Origin of the sequence: Microbacterium sp. BE35 (genome assembly GCF_031457705.1) — a bacterium.
Taxonomy (GTDB): Bacteria; Actinomycetota; Actinomycetes; order Actinomycetales; family Microbacteriaceae; genus Microbacterium; species Microbacterium trichothecenolyticum.
Window position 1 is genome coordinate 157,316 of record NZ_JAVDXD010000001.1, and the last position, 15,367, is coordinate 172,682.

The 15,367-nt window shown below is 68.3% G+C and carries 11 protein-coding genes; all 11 read right to left on the minus strand.

Going from position 1 to position 15,367, the window contains the following annotated elements:
- Positions 1 to 26: 26 nt before the first annotated feature.
- A complete protein-coding gene (locus J2Y46_RS00815; RefSeq protein ID WP_310239560.1) occupies positions 27 to 1,625 on the minus strand; it encodes an FGGY-family carbohydrate kinase in 1,599 nt (532 codons plus the stop codon).
- Entirely contained in the window at positions 1,625 to 2,344 is a 720-nt protein-coding gene (locus tag J2Y46_RS00820; protein WP_310239562.1) for an L-ribulose-5-phosphate 4-epimerase, read from the minus strand. Before J2Y46_RS00820 ends, J2Y46_RS00815 begins: the two co-directional genes overlap by 1 nt.
- Complete coding sequence (locus tag J2Y46_RS00825; RefSeq protein ID WP_084695491.1) at positions 2,344 to 3,414, minus strand: ABC transporter permease; 1,071 nt, start codon at positions 3,412 to 3,414, stop codon at positions 2,344 to 2,346. The genes J2Y46_RS00820 and J2Y46_RS00825 overlap by 1 nt, the downstream gene beginning before the upstream one ends.
- Positions 3,411 to 4,493, minus strand: a complete 1,083-nt coding sequence (locus J2Y46_RS00830; protein WP_045297803.1) for an ABC transporter permease — start codon at positions 4,491 to 4,493, stop codon at positions 3,411 to 3,413. Before J2Y46_RS00830 ends, J2Y46_RS00825 begins: the two co-directional genes overlap by 4 nt.
- Positions 4,490 to 6,097 carry a sugar ABC transporter ATP-binding protein gene (locus J2Y46_RS00835; RefSeq protein WP_045297804.1) on the minus strand — a complete coding sequence of 536 codons (1,608 nt, stop codon included), beginning with the start codon at positions 6,095 to 6,097 and terminating at the stop codon, positions 4,490 to 4,492. Before J2Y46_RS00835 ends, J2Y46_RS00830 begins: the two co-directional genes overlap by 4 nt.
- A gap of 123 nt (positions 6,098 to 6,220) precedes the next feature.
- On the minus strand, positions 6,221 to 7,228 hold the full coding sequence (locus tag J2Y46_RS00840) for a substrate-binding domain-containing protein (RefSeq protein WP_045297805.1): 1,008 nt from the start codon (positions 7,226 to 7,228) through the stop codon (positions 6,221 to 6,223).
- Positions 7,229 to 7,474: 246 nt separating this feature from the next.
- Positions 7,475 to 8,491 (minus strand): LacI family DNA-binding transcriptional regulator, encoded by a 1,017-nt coding sequence (locus J2Y46_RS00845; RefSeq protein WP_045297806.1) that lies wholly within the window; start codon positions 8,489 to 8,491, stop codon positions 7,475 to 7,477.
- Positions 8,488 to 8,913, minus strand: a complete 426-nt coding sequence (locus J2Y46_RS00850; RefSeq protein WP_310239571.1) for a hypothetical protein — start codon at positions 8,911 to 8,913, stop codon at positions 8,488 to 8,490. The genes J2Y46_RS00845 and J2Y46_RS00850 overlap by 4 nt, the downstream gene beginning before the upstream one ends.
- Entirely contained in the window at positions 8,910 to 9,962 is a 1,053-nt protein-coding gene (locus J2Y46_RS00855; protein WP_310239573.1) for a hypothetical protein, read from the minus strand. Before J2Y46_RS00855 ends, J2Y46_RS00850 begins: the two co-directional genes overlap by 4 nt.
- 132 nt (positions 9,963 to 10,094) lie before the next feature.
- On the minus strand, positions 10,095 to 10,709 hold the full coding sequence (locus tag J2Y46_RS00860) for a hypothetical protein (RefSeq protein WP_045297809.1): 615 nt from the start codon (positions 10,707 to 10,709) through the stop codon (positions 10,095 to 10,097).
- A 434-nt stretch (positions 10,710 to 11,143) separates the two neighbouring features.
- Complete coding sequence (locus J2Y46_RS00865) at positions 11,144 to 15,334, minus strand: beta-L-arabinofuranosidase domain-containing protein (RefSeq protein ID WP_310239575.1); 4,191 nt, start codon at positions 15,332 to 15,334, stop codon at positions 11,144 to 11,146.
- Positions 15,335 to 15,367: the final 33 nt, after the last annotated feature.

Genomic DNA, 15,367 nt, shown 5'->3' on the forward strand with positions numbered 1-15,367 from the left:
AGATCTGGCAGGGGTGGTGACCGGCGTCACAGCTTCGCCGCGATCGCGGCGCGCTCGATCGACAGGCCTGCACGGTAGCGGGAGAGGTACGCGGCGAAGCCGGGCACATCCTCCGCATCGGGCTCGAGGGAATCGAACCCGGCGTGCGCGAAGACGCGCTCCGTGAGGAACACATCGAGGTCCGAGTCCGCCGTGTCGACGGCGAACGCGGCGAGGACGGCGATGCCCCAGGCACCGCCCTCGGAAGCGGTGTCGGCCACCGCGACCGGCGCGCCGAGCGCGCCGGCGAGGAATCGCTGGGCGACTCCTGCCGTGCGGAAGACGCCGCCATGGGCGTACATCCGGTCCAGAGCGACTCCCTCCGCTTCGAGCACGCGCATGCCCAGTGCGAGCGTGCCGAACACGCCGTACAGCTGCGCGCGCATGAAGTTCGCAAGGGTGAAACGGCTGTCGGGTGTGCGGACGAACAGCGGGCGGCCCTCCGGCAGCCCGGCGATCGGTTCACCGGAGAGGTGGTTGTATGCCAGCAGTCCCCCGGCGTCGGGGTCGCCGTCGAGCGCCTCGCGGAACAGCACCTCGAAGACCTCGTCCGCGTCCAGGCCACCGCCGGCGATCGTGGCGAACTGCTCGAACAATCCGACCCAGGCCGCGAGCTCGCTCGCGCCGTTGTTGCAGTGGACCATCGCGACCGGGTCGCCGGCGGGCGTCATCACGAGGTCGAGCTCGTCGTGCGCTTCGCGCAGCGGGCGCTCGAGCACCACCATCGCGAAGATGCTCGTGCCCGCGCTGACGTTGCCCGTGCGCGGGGCGACCGAATTGGTCGCGACCATGCCGGTGCCGGCATCGCCTTCGGGCGGGCAGAAAGGGATGCCGGGGCGCAGCGCGCCCGACGGATCCAGAAGTCGCGCACCCTCGGCGCTCAGCTCGCCCGCGGGCCGGCCCGCGACGAGCACCTCGGGCAGGAGGGCGGAGACGTCGAGACCGGGCGCGCGGTCCGAGACGAGCCGGTCGAACTTCCGGAGCATGCCCGCGTCGTACCCGCGGGTCGCCGCGTCGATCGGGAACATGCCCGACGCGTCGCCGATGCCCAGCACCGCACGGCCGGTGAGCTTCCAGTGCACGTAGCCGGCCAGGGTGTTGAGGAACCGGATGTCGGCGACATGGTCCTCTTCGTTCAGGACGGCCTGGTACAGGTGCGCGATCGACCAGCGCAGCGGGATATTGGTGCCGAACAGCTCGGACAGCACCGCCGCGGCGCGCTCGGTCGAGGTGTTGCGCCAGGTGCGGAACGGCGTGAGCAGCTCACCCTCGGCGTCGAACGCGAGGTACCCGTGCATCATCGCCGAGACACCTATCGCCCCGAACGTCTCAGGCACCACACCGTAGGTGCCGCGGACCTCATCCACGAGCGCGGCGTACGCGGCCTGCAGCCCCGACCAGACGTCGTCGAGCGCGTACGTCCAGTTGCGGTCCTGCAGGCGGTTCTCCCACGCGTGCGATCCGGTCGCGTAGACGCGAGACGGGTCGTCGAGGTCGATCAGGCACGCCTTGATGCGCGTCGAGCCGAACTCGACGCCGAGCGCTGTGCGACCCGCGCGGATCGCCTGAGCCGCGGCATCCGTCATCATCGCTCGCCCTCCGCGTCCCGGCGCTCGTCCGAGGACTGGCCGTACACGTTCTGGTAGCGGTCGTACAGGCGGTCGATCGCATCCTGCGGGATGGGGATGAGGGGGCCGGCCTCACGCGCATAGTGCACGGTGCGGGCGACGTCCTCGACCATGACCGCGGCCTTGACCGCATCCTTGGCCGACGTGCCGATCGTGAACGGCCCGTGGTTCTGCATCAGCACCGCACGCGAGCGGTGCCCGGTCAACGTCTCGACGATGCCCCGGCCGATCGAGTCGTCGCCGATGATCGCGAACGGACCGACCGGGATCGGACCGCCGAACTCGTCGGCCATCGCCGTGATCACACACGGGATCTCCTCGCCGCGCGCCGCCCACGCCACCGCGAACGTCGAGTGGGTGTGCACCACTCCCCCGACCTCCGGCATGTTGCGGTACACGTACGCGTGCGCCGCGGTGTCGCTCGACGGGCTGCGGTCGCTGCCCGGCGTGCCGGGCACCACATTGCCGTCCAGGTCGCACAGGATCATGTTCTCGGGCGTCAGGTCGTCGTACGAGACGCCCGACGGCTTGATCACGAACAGGTCGGCACCCGGCACACGACCGGACACGTTCCCACCCGTCCACACGATCAGGTTGTAGCGCACCAGCTCCGCGTGCAGCTTCGCGACATCGGCGCGGACGGCATCGATCGACGCCTGAAGGTTCTCGTTCGACATCAGCTCGACCTCCTTCGCGTCAGCACCCGCTGCAGCAGCACGAAGGCGAGCAGCACGGCTCCGGTGATGATCGTCAGGTATTCGGGGTTGATGGTGCCGTCCTTGGTGATGATGAGACGCAGCGCCGCGATCACGAACACGCCGACGATCGACCCGAGGATGTAGCCGTAGCCGCCGGTCAGCAGGGTGCCGCCGATGACGACGGCCGCGATGGCGTCGAGCTCCCATCCGATGCCGGTGACGTTCTGCGCCTTGCCGCCGACCTCGGCGGTGTACACGATCGCCGCGAGCCCCGACAGGGCACCCGAGACGATGTAGATCCAGACGCGGGTCCGCGAGACGGGAAGGCCCATCAGCTGGGCTGAAGACTCGTTGCCGCCGATCGCATAGACGGTGCGGCCCATGCGGGTGCGGTGCATGAAGAACAGTCCGCCGAGCACCACCAGGACCGCGATGAGCAGACCCGGAGTGATCGTGAAGTCGTTGACCTTCGGACCGTCGATGAGCTTCCAGTCGGTGGCGAGGAGCAGGATGGGCGAGTCCTCGGGCGCGATCACCGGGGTGGTCGAGAGGATCGACGCGAGTCCGCGCGCGAGGAACATCATCGCGAGTGTCGCGATGAACGGCTGCACGTTGAAGTACTGGATCATGACGCCGGCGATGAGCCCGAAGACCGCGCCGAACACGATCATCAGCAGCATCGACAGCCAGCCGTTGACGCCGATGTTCATCAGCATCACGCCGGCGACCGAACTGAACGCGACGACGGCGCCGACCGAGAGGTCGATGCCTCCCGAGACGATCACGATGGTCATGCCGACCGCGAGGATGATGGTCGGCGCGAAGCTGACCAGCAGGCTCGACATCGTTCCCGCGTGGAACACGCGGCCGTACGCGATCTCCGCGTAGATGAGCATGCCGAACAGCAGCACCAGCGCCGTCAGCGTGGGGATGAGCGTCTGACTGCGCTCCCACAGCCGCGACAGGCGCGTGACGTTCTCCGCATTCTTGCTCTCGGGCAGATCGGCGACGGGCGGGACGGCTTCAGCGAGCGTGCGTGAAGTGCTCATGCCACGACCTCCTTCGAAACGGGGGTGCTCTCCGTGGCGGCCGGCGTCGCCGGTCCGGTCGGGGTGCCGGAGGATTTCGTGCGTGAGAACGCGAACGAGCGGACGCGCTCCGACTGCAGCAGCACCAGGGCGATGATGACGAGCGCCTTGAACGCCGGCGTCGCCGCGGCGGGGATGCCGAGGAACAGCACGGTCTTGTTCAAGGTCGCGATGAGCAGGGCGCCGATGGTGGAGCCCAGGATCGAGAACTTGCCTCCCGCCAGGGAGGTGCCTCCGATGACGACGGCGAGGATGGCGTCGAGCTCCATCAGGTTTCCGGTGCCCCCCACGCTCACCGTCATCACCTCGGAGACGCTGAAGAGGCCGCCGACCGCAGCGAGCGCCGCGGACAGGACGTAGACGCCGATCAGGATCGGACGAGGACGGATGCCGGCGAGACGGCTCGCCTTCGGGTTGATGCCGATCGACTCGATCATGAGACCGAGCGCGGTGCGTCGCATGGTCAGCGCGATGAGGACGACGATCGCGATGGCGAGCACGAAGCTGGTCGGCAGCCCGAGGATCTGGCCGTTCGCGAGCTGGCGGAACGGTTCGTTGGTCGCGTTCGTGTTCTGGCCGTCGGTGATCACGCGGGCGATGCCACGCGCGGCGAGCATCATGATCAGGGTGCTGATGAAGGGTTGCAGGCCCACCACCGCCACCAGGATGCCGTTGATCGCACCCAGCACGATCGCCAGCAGCAGCGCGAGACCGATCGCGGTGAACATCGCGCCCACCGAGTTCGAGTCGAGCGTGGACAGCGTCTGCATGGCGACGGCGCCGCCGACGGCCATCATCGACCCCACGGAGAGGTCGATGCCTTCCGTCGCGATGACGAACGTCATGCCCAGCGCGATCATGATGATCGGCGCCGAGATGCGCAGGATGTCGAGCACGTTGCCGGTGAGCAGGCCCGTCGTCGGGTTGACGCTCACCGCCAGGTAGGCGGGGTTCTTGATCGTGTTGACCAGCAACAGCAGGGCGATCCCGATGATCGCCCAGAACCAGGGCGTGCGGAACGCGGACTTCACGCGGCTCATGACGCGCTCCCTTCAACTCCAGTGGGCTCGTCGCCGGCGGCGACCTCTTCGGCGAGGGCATCGGCCTGCTCTTCGGCCTCGTCCCCCGTCTCGGTCGCGATGACCGACACGATGCTCTCCGCGGTCACCTCGGGACCGTTCACGACCTCGCCCACCTTCTGGTGGTCCTTGAGAATGACGATCCGCTCGGAGAGGCGGACGACCTCTTCCAGTTCGGACGAGATGAACACCACACCCATCCCGCCTTCGGCGAGCTCGGCCACGGTCTCCTGGATGTCGGCCTTGGCGCCGACATCGATGCCTCGGGTCGGCTCGTCCAGCAGCAGCAGGTCGGGGTTCGTCGCGAGCCAGCGGCCGAGGAGCACCTTCTGCTGGTTGCCGCCGGAGAGCAGCCGGATAGGCCGGTCGGGGTCGTTGGGGCGCACGCTGAAGCGCTCCATGTACGTGGTGACCAGCTGGTCGACCTCGCGGGCGGGCACACGGCGGAACCAGCCGCGGCGAGCCTGGACGGCGAGCATGATGTTCTCGCGGACGCTGAGGTCGCCCACGATGCCGTCGTCGCGACGACTCTCCGTCGAGTAGGCGATGCCCTGCGAGAGGCCGGCGACCGGAGAATTCAGCGAGACCTTCTTGCCACGGATGCGCACCGCGCCCGAGTCGGCCTTGTCGGCGCCGGCGATGAGCCGGGCGAGCTCGGTGCGTCCGGCACCGAGGAGCCCGGCGAAGCCGACGACCTCGCCGGCGTGGATCTCGACGTCGGTGGGCTCGATGGCGCCCTTGCGCCCGAGCGCCTCGGCGGCGAAGAGCGGGGTCTGGGTGCGGTCGCGCACCTCGGTCTGCCGATTGGAGCCCAGCGCGCGCAGGGACTCGAAGTCCTTGCCGATCATCTTCGAGATGAGCTGAGTGCGGTCCAGGTCGCGCTTGAGGTATTCGCCGACGAACTGGCCGTTGCGCAGCACCGTGATGCGGTCGCTGATCGCGTACACCTGGTCGAGGAAGTGCGAGACGAAGAGGATGGCGACGCCCTGGTCGCGCAGGCGCCGGATGACGCCGAACAGCACCTCGACCTCGTTCGCGTCGAGGCTCGAGGTCGGCTCGTCGAGGATGAGCACCTTCGAGTCGGTGACCATCGCGCGGCTGATGGCCACCAGCTGCTGCATCGCGATCGAGAGGGACGAGAGGGGCGCGCGCGGGTCGAGGTCGCCGAGGCCCATGCGAGCGAGGGCCTCGCGGGCGAGCGCGTGCGTCTTGCGCCAGTTGACGCCGGCGATGCCTCGCACCTCGTGGCCGAGCATGACGTTCTCACCGATGGTGAGGTTCGTGCAGAGGTTGACTTCCTGGTAGACCGTGGAGATCCCCGCGGCCTGCGCCGAGGCGGTGCCGGTGAAGTGGCGCACCTGGCCGGCGACGACGATCTCGCCCGAGTCGATCTGATAGACCCCGGTCAGCGCCTTGATGAGCGTGGACTTGCCGGCACCGTTCTCACCCATCAGGGTGTGGACCTCGCCGGGAAGCAGCCGGAAGCTGACGTCGTCGAGCGCCTTGACCCCGGGGAAGGTGATCGAGGCGTTGCGTACCTCGACGATCGCGATCGGTTCAATCATCGCTGGGTGACTCCTTATTGCTGCAGTGCAGACTTACGGGACGACAGGCGAAGACGAGCGGGGGCCGCCGAGAACGGCAACCCCCGCTCGCACTGCTCTACTCCTAGCCGACGCAGTGTCGGATCAGAAGCCCTTGCCCGCGTCGATCGCGGCCTGAGCGGCCTCGGGCGAGTCGAAGGTCTCGCCCGAGACGACGATCGTCTTCTCGACGGTCTTGCCCGCGAGCGCGTCGTTGACCGCGTCCACAGCCAGGTCGCCGAAGAACGGGTTGTACTGGGCGACGAAGCTCAGGTCGCCGGCAGCGAGGGCCTCCAGCGCCGGGGTGGTGCCGTCGATCGTGGCGATCTTGACGTCGGTGCCCGGAACCAGACCGGCAGCGGTCACGGCCGCGGCGGCGCCGATGCCCATCTCGTCGTTCTGCGCGAACACGAACTGCAGGTCGGGGTTCTCCTTCAGCACGGTCTCGATGACCGACTTGCCCTCGTCAGCGGTCCAGTTGGCGGTCTGCGCGCCGATCTTGTTCCAGCCGTCCTGGCCCTCGATCGCCGCGTCGAAGCCCTCGTTGCGCTCGTTCACGACCGACAGGCCGGGGACGCCCTCGAGCACGTAGTAGTTCGCGCCCTCCGGGAAGGTCTCGACGGCCCAGTCGCCGACGGTGCCGGCGACCTTCACGTTGTCGGGGGCGATGCGGGTGACGTAGAGGTCGTCGCTGGCGTCGACACCGCGGTCGAGCAGGATCACGGGGATCTCGGCCTCCTGGGCCAGCTCGAGCGAGTCCTCCCAGCCCGACGCCTCGGTGGCGGTGAGCAGGATCACGTCGACCTCGTCGTTCACGAACGTCGCGAACGCGTCGAGCTGCGACTTCTGGTCGGTCGGGCTCGCGGCGGGGGCGTACTTCAGGTCGAAGCCGGCCTCCTCCGTGAACGCGTCCTTGATGGCCTGCTCGTTCGCGTTGCGCCAGCCGCCCTCGGGGCCGACCGCCACGAAGCCGACGGTGGTGAGGTCGCTGCCGCTGTCGCCGCTGTCGCCGCCGTCGCCGGCGTCGCCGCCCGAGCAGCCGGCGAGACCGAGCGCGAGCACGCCCGCGCCCACGAAGCCCAGAACGCTCAGCATGCGCTTCTTGGTTGCCATCTCTTCTCCTCCTTGAGACTCCCCGACGCTCTTCGTCCGAGAGAAATCCATGTGTCCCCCAGCGGGACACCCTTAGGTGTGTGACCCCATTGTGCGCGCTAACAATCCTCTGGCGCAACTCCGTTCCGGGATTTCGTTACTTTTCCGTTACCGCGAACATTCCGCAGAACATCAGGGCGTGACGAAGCTCGGACGCACCGCGCGCGGCAGGCCGTCCGGAGACGCCGGAAAAGGCCCGACCGGCGTTCAGACGCGCGGTGCCGACGTCGACGATCGCACGATCAGGGTCGGCGCGATCATGTCGTGCTGAGCGCCGTCCTCCCCCTCGATCGCGTCGATGACCAGCTGGAGGGCCAGCGACCCGAGTGCGGCGAAATCCTGCCGGATGGTCGTGAGCGGGGGCAGGAAGTGACGCGAGTCGGGCAGGTCGTCGAAACCCACGACGCTGATGTCGTCGGGCACACGGATTCCACGTTCGGCGAGCCCGTGAACGAGTCCGAGCGCCATCTGATCGTTCGAGGCGAAGACGGCCGTGATGTCGCCGAACTCGAAAGTGCGGCCGAACTCGTAGCCGTAGTCCGATGTCCAGTCGCCGTTGATCGCGGGCACCGCGGGCAGACCCGCGTCAGCGAGGGCATCCAGCCAGCCCTGTTCCCGCTCGCGTGCGTCGTACCAGTCGAGGGGTCCGGCGAGATGAGCGATCGACCGATGCCCGAGGTCGATCAGATGTTTGACGGCCAGCGTCGCCCCGAAGCGCTGATCGACCGCGGCCGTGTGCCACGTGGCATCCGGTTCAGCCCTGATGACGATGGTGGGCAGACCCGTGCTCTGCTGGCGCAGCAGGTCGAGCGACGACGCCCGTGGCGCGATGACGCACAGCGCATCGACGCCCTGTGTGACCAGCTCGACCACGCCCGTGTCGATCTGCAGCTCGTCGTCTTCCGAGATGGAGAAGGCGCTGATCGCATAGCCCACATCGCGCGCGGCGCTCTCGAGCGCCCGCAGCGTGCTGTTGGGGCCGTACTGCACAGGGCTGTCGACCAGCACGCCGATGCGCATGGCGCGGCGCGTGGCGAGCGCCCGCGCGATCGAGCTGCGCGTGTAGTTCATCTCGTCGATCGCCTTGAGCACCCGCTCGCGCGTGGACTCGCGGATGTTCGGGTGACCGTTGAGGACGCGCGACACGGTCATGTGCGAGACGCCGGCATGCTTGGCGACGTCGTAGATGCTGGGACGCTGCCAGCCCCGCGTCGCTTCGGTCATGCTCGGTCACCTCGTTCGCTCCGGCGGCGCACGGACGGCTCGTCGGCCGACGGACCCTCCCCCATGGGAGCGCGTTCGCCACTGTCCACAGCGTAGGCGGTCGACGACGCCGACAGTGCGAGGGCCCGGCCCTGACGCGCCGTCCTCGCCTTGAGCGCGAACACCGCTCCGGCGACGAGCAGCGCGATGGCGATCCAAAGCAGAGGCTCGATGCCCACCATGCCGGTGGCGGGAAGATCGGTGCCGGGCAGGGAACCTCCGCCGCAGCCGGTCACGCATTCGAGGGGGTCGATCTGCACCGTGACCGAGACCGTGCCGCCCTCGATGCCGACCTCGTCGGCGCTCGCGGGCGTCGCGAGGAGAACGGATGCCGAGATCACGGCGAGCACGCCGGAGGCCAGGTGGCCGTACCTGTGCCTCACGCGATGCCCGCCGGGGTCTTCGCTTCACTGCGGCCCTGTTCGCGTCCCTCTTCGAGAGCCTGCGCCCGTGCTCCGTCGAGCATGGCGGCGAGCCGCCGGCGAGAGCGCAGGTGCCCCCACAGGATCGCCCAAACGATGAGCGCGATACCGGCGAGGAGCAGCAGCTGCGGCCAGGGCATGGCCCAGATGACGGCATCGGCGGTGACGGGGTCGAGAGTATCTGACGAGTCCGACATGGTCACGACGGTCGGCGCCAGGGTGACCGTCGCCGGCACGACGAACAGCGGCCACACGTCGTCCACGACGACCGTGATCGTGCGGGTGTCACCCGGCAGGAGCTCCTGGGGCGACTCGCCGACGCCAGGGAAGAAGACGGTGCGCCCGCCCGCCGAGACGGAGCCCTCGGCGAGCAGACGGGTGTTGCCCTCGTTGACGACGTCGAAGGTGACGGTCGCCTCCCCAGGGCGCAGGGGGTTCCACGACGTGGTGTATCCGCCGGCCAGCGAGGCGAGCGAGGCGGCGGGGGTGATCTCGCCGGACACGCGCGTGAGGACGCGGAAGCCTACCCGGCTCTCTACGCCGACACTGGTGCCGTCGTCGGCCTGCTTCACCGACAGAATCGACGCGGTGATTCCGGCGGCATGGTCGCCAGGCTCGGCCCGGTCGGGCACGGAGATCGAGAACGGCACGATGACCGTTCCGCCGCCGGGTACCGTCACGGTCTCGGGAAGCGAGATCCACGTGCCGGCGTCGACCGATTCCTTGTCGGCGGCGAGGATGTCGAACCGGCCGCTGCGCGTGTAGAAGCCGTCGGCGGCGGTGAGGGCGAAGACCACCTCTGCGTCGCCGATGTTGCGGACGGCGAAGCGATCCTCGATCGTCTCGCCGGGGTCCATCTCGATCTCGACCGCCCTTCTGCCGTCGGGCCCGGACGCATCGGCCGGCACGACCGACCACCGCACTTCGGAGTCCTCGTCGGTGGCCGCACGTGCGGCCGTCGGCCAGAGGGCAGACATGGCGAGGATCGTCAGCGCGGCGAGGAGTGCCACGACGGTTCGGACGGTCGGGACGGGACCGCGGAGGAGATGATGCACGGTGGGATCCAGATATGTCAGGGTCGGGGTCGCCGTCGACGACCCCGACCCGATTTCAGCACGAGTGGGCGTAGAACGCGATCAAGTTCAGTACGCGTCTTCCCACAGCGAGAGGGTGATCGTGCCCGAGTACGCGCCGGGTGCGACGGTCTTGGGCGTCTTGAGGAACAGATCGGCGTTGGCCGACCAGGTGCCGACGGTCGCCGCGTCACCCGAGTCGAGCGCCAACGCGAGCACGTCCTCACCGGTGCTCAGACCGATGTCGCCGTCGAGCACAGTGCCGACCTGGCCGCCCTCGGCGACCTCTCCGTCGCCCTCGGCGGTGAGCAGGCGCGGCGTCCAGCCGAGGTTGCCGGCGGCGATCGAGTTCGCACCCGAGGTCAGCGCGCTGGACTGACCGACGACGTACCAGAACTGCCCGACCGGAACCTCTTCGCGGTCATCGGACACCGTGACCGTCGGCAGCGTGCCGTTGAACTGACGGACGTCATCGTCGCCCGAGTCGACCTCGGCCAGGGTGGCGGATCCGGACGCAACGCTCAGCGTCAGCGCGCCCACCGGAGGCAGCGCCTCGATGTTCACGTTGACGTCGACCTCGCCGTTGTCGATCTCGTCGGCGATCGCCGCGCCGGCGCCGCCGAGGAGCAGCGCGCCGCCGACCACGCCGACTGCGGCGCGAGCGATGAAGCTCTTCTTGTTCATTTGCCTCTGTCTCCATTCCCGGCCGGCATCTCTGCCGCGCCGAACTCGCGAGCGATCGGTCCGTCCGATCGTCGGGTCTCGCGGGAATCCCGGCGTTCGCCGCGAGTCCCCCAGTGCACGTCGTTTGCGCCCGTCGCCCCCGCCGGATCCGCTCCCCCGGCCTGCGAAACACAGGCTCCTGGGCGAACTGCGTGCTGCTCGACCGCCGGCGCCGTGGCGAGTCGCGCCCGCGAAGGCGTCGTCGCTGCCCGGCGGGGGCGGTTCGTGAGAGTGAGCATCATGCACCTTTGCTCTGGATCCGGCTGTGGATCTTCGGGCTCGAATTGATGTTAGCGATAACGGTTAGCGAGAACAACCTTTTCGATAACCTTTTCGCTGTTTTCGGGTTGGTCCCCCGAGAGGATGCCTCCGTCCAGGCATCCCCCCGGGAAGTGTCAGCCGCAGACGAAGGCCGGGAATGCCACCGGAACCGCCTGCGTGGCCTGTTCGCCGCCCGCAGACCCCGTCGCAGTGACCGTGGCCGAGCCCGCCTCGATCTGCGTGAGGCGCGTCGTGAACGCGGCTGTCGTCGCCTTGCCCGGGGCGAGGCTCACCACCTGCTTGGAGCCGAACGGCGTGGCGATCGAGAGCGCCACCGGCACCTCGGAGCCGTTCACGGCCTGCACGGTCAACACGACCTTGCCCGCCACGCAGCGCGCGGTGGTCGTCGCGGTCACCTGCAGCGCGGGTTCGGGCTCGGCCCGCACGATCGAGATCGTGTACGTGGCGGTTGCGGTGTGGTCCTGCGCGGTCGTGCGCAGCGTGATGACCGTGGGTCCCTCCGCCGCGAGCGCCACCGTCCGCGGCTGAGTGTCGTCGATCAGCACGTCGCCGGCGTATACCAGCCCGCTCGGCACTGCCGGGTCCGCGTCGAAGGTCGCCGTCGTCGCATCCTCCGGGACGGTGGCCGTATAGGAGTACACGCCGTTCTTCAGCGCCGGGGAGAGCTCACCGTCGTCGAACGAGAGGCCCGAGAGATCGGCATCCTTCCCGAAGGTCGTCTTCGAAGCGGTGTAGACGCCGTAGACGCCGCCCACGTAGCTGGTGCCGTTGCCCTGGAAGCGCACGGTCACGATCGGGATCTTGTGGCCGTCGGCATCGAGCACGTACTGCCCCGCCTGGTTGCGCTTGTAGCTGTCCTTCGCCTGGATGCCCGCGAGCACGGATGCCGGGATCTCGTCGTACTGGACGTACCAGGTGTTCGCGCCCGCGGCGTTGGTGATGCGCTCGTTCTTCAGCAGCACGTCGTTGACGTACACGTTGAACGAGCGCCCGTTGTCGCCGCCGAAGTATCGCACGCCCAGGTAGTTCTTGGGCAGCGTCGGGTCGACGATCATGTCGTACTGGAAGTACGCATCCGTCGCCATCTGGCCGTCGCGGTAGCCCTCGCCGAGCCACACCCCGACTCCCGACTTGTTGTACTTGTAGTTCTTGTCGGCCTCGCTGTTGTTGTCATCGAACGACGTGAGCGAGTCGATCGTCGTCTCCGCGATGCGCAGCTGCTGCTTGTTCTTGAGGATCAGCGCCTGAGCCTGCGGGGAGTCGGGCTCGATCAGATCCATGTAGATCGCGTAGCGGGCGTTGTACAGGCTGTACCAGGGCTCGAAGGTCAGCGCCTCGGAGGCGGCATCCGCATTGCGCAGCTTGAAGCGCATGGTATCGATGCCGTTGAGATTCTCCCCATCCTCGATGCGCACGAGGTTGTCGGCGATGCCCGCCTTGAACGCCGCGGCGTCGTCGACGACGACGTCGTTGCTGACCGACTTGTCGGCGACGCTCATGCGCACCAGCACACCGGCGACGTACGTCGCGCCGACGTTCGTGCGGTTGAGCTCGGTCGCCAGCAGCACCGGACCGTAGGTGAACGCGACCCAGTCGGGGTTCTCGGTGCTGTCGTCCACGCGCACCTCGGCGGGCAGCACATACGTGAGCTCGTCGCCGGCCCCGACCTCGAGCACGACGTAGCCGTCCTGCGTGAGGGCGGCGACATCCTGGACCGCACCGTTGAGCGTCAGGGTCGGCGCCTGCGCCACCCAGCTCGGGATGCGCAGGCGCAGCGTGGTGCCCTCGGCGAGCTCGCCGCCGTCGATGGCGTCGACGGAGTAGGTCACCGTCTCGTCGGCCGGCACGTCGGCTGTCTGCGTCAGCCGCAGGTTGCGCGCCTCGTCGGTGTACACCGACGAGCGGAACATGTTCACGTAGACCGACGATCCCTTGCGGAAGTAGATCGAGTCGCCCAGCTTGGTGAAGCTCTCGGTCGCCGTTCCGTGGTCGCACCAGAACTCGTCCACCGGGTTGCCGAACACCTTCGCGTACCCGGCCTGCATCGGCTGGAAGTACGTCATCATGCCCGTCTCGGGGTTCTGCTGCGCGAGGATCGCGTTGATGTAGGTGTGCTCGTAGAAGTCGGGGTACTTGACCTCCGGGCTCACCTGGAACAGCGCCTTGGTCAGCTTGAGCATGTTGTACTCGTTGCAGATCTCGGATGTCGAGTTCTCGCCGTAGCCCGATGTGGTGCCGTTGGTCGCGTGCTCGTAGAGCTCGCCCGCACCGTGGAAGTGCTCGGACTGGCTGTTGCCGCCGTTCGCATAGGTGTGGTCGTCGACCACGATCTGCCAGAAGTTCTCGGCTGCGGTGCGGTACATGCCGAGGCTGCTCTTCTCGGCGGGGGTCAGCATCTCGTAGAGGTGCGGGTTGTCGGTGAACACCGTGTAGCGCTTGAGCGCGCCGATCAGCTTCGGGATGGTCGTGTTGGCGTGCTTGCCGTCGAGCACGTCCTGGCCGGCGGCCAGCTGCTGGAACAGGGTGACCTCGTCGAAGTACTCCGCCGCGCGCTTGTGCGCCGGGTCGGCCGTGATGCTGAACAGCTCGTACAGGGCCTCGTTCATGCCGCCGTACTCGGTGTTGAGGATCGACGCCGGGTTCGCCTGGCGCGCGGCCCAGGTGCGCACCCAGGTGCCGAACCCGCTCGCGACGGTGAGCGCCTTGTCCGAGACCGCTTCGGGTGCGTACTGGTGCGCGTCGAGGAGGCCCGCGAGTACCTTGTGCAGGTTGTAGAAGGGAACGAGCAGCCCGCCGCCGCCGCTCGGCAGCACCGAGGTGGAGAACGGCGAGACGTAGCCGGCGTTGCTCGGGTCGACGACGGCGTACGCCCGCTGAGCGCGGTCGAGACCGTCGACGGCCGTCGTGAGCTTGGCGAGGAGCGCGGCCTTGGTGGTGGGGTCGCTCTCCGTCGCGTACGCCTGCGACAGCGCCGAGACGTAGTGGCCGAAGAAGTGCCCCTGGAACCTCGTGCCGGTGGCGCGTTCCCAGCCCCCGTAGGGCTGGACGGTCGTGGGCAGGCCCGCCTGCGTATAGAAGGAGTACAGGAAGCGCTCCGGGTCGAGGCTCAGCAGGTACTGGACCATCTTCTGGTTGCCGTTGACCAGGTACGGGTCCTCGAGCAGCACCTCGCTCAAGTCGGTCTCCTCGACATAGATGGACGTGGATGCCCCATCCTTCGGCACGGTCACGGTGAAGGTCTTCGTCACGGGCGCGCTGCCGCCGTAAACCGCCGTGGCCGTGAGCGTGACGGTCGCGTCGGAGCCGGCCGGGCGGGTGACGGATGCTGCGGCGCCGTCGATCGAGATCACGTCGTCGTCGGAGGACGACCACGACACCTCGGCGCCGCTCGTGGTGGCCACGGGCAGGCCGAAGTCCACAGACGCGGTTGCCGGCACGCTCAGGGCGTCCAGCGCCGACTGCGCCACCGCGGCGGGATCGAACGCCGGGTTGTTCTCCTTCGTCAGCGCGACGACATCCGCGATCGTGGCGACGCCGTTGTACAGGGTGTAATCATCGAGGAGGCCGTTGGCGTGGGCTCCGTTGTAAGAGGGCCCGTTGTAGCCGAGGGTCTTCACCGTCGTGCTCTCGGAGCCCAGGACGCCGGTGGCCGCACCTGTGGCGGCGTACTTCACGGTCGAGATCTGGCGCACGCCGTTGCGGTAGAACGCGACGCTCTTGGTCGCCTTGTCGTACGTCGCGACGACGTGGGTCCACTGACCGGTGGGGAAGAAGTCGGCGCGGGCGCCGTCGACGGCGACCTTGTAGGGCTGGCCCGAGGACGGGCCGATCGAGAGGGCGAGCGGCGTGCCGTTGCCCTCCGACGTCAGGTACCAGCCGTCGGAGTTGTACACCGACTTGCTCCAGGCGAACACCTGCTCGCCCGACATCGCGGCGTTCGGCTTGTACCAGAACGACACCGTGAGGTCCGCGGGCTGCAGGTAGGCGGCGGTACCGAGGCGGATGGCGTTGGAGCCGTCGAGGTTGAAAGCCTGCCCGCGGACGCCCGCGCCGTACGCGGCGGTGCCCTTCTGCATCGTCACCGCCGCGGCGTTGGCGCTGGCGTCGGCGAGGTCGCCGTCGAACCTGAGGTCGAGCACCTTCGCTGAGGCGATCGAGATCGAGTCTGCGGCGACGGCGGCCGACGGCAGCCCGAACGCCAGCGCGCCGACGCCGAGGGCGACGGTCGTGCCGAGCGCGAGCGCGCGGCGGATGAGCGGATGCGGCTGCCTCGTGCCGCGGATGCTGTCAGTCGTCTTCGCCAAGGCTGCAGGGCTCCCTTGTCCTGTCGAGCGATA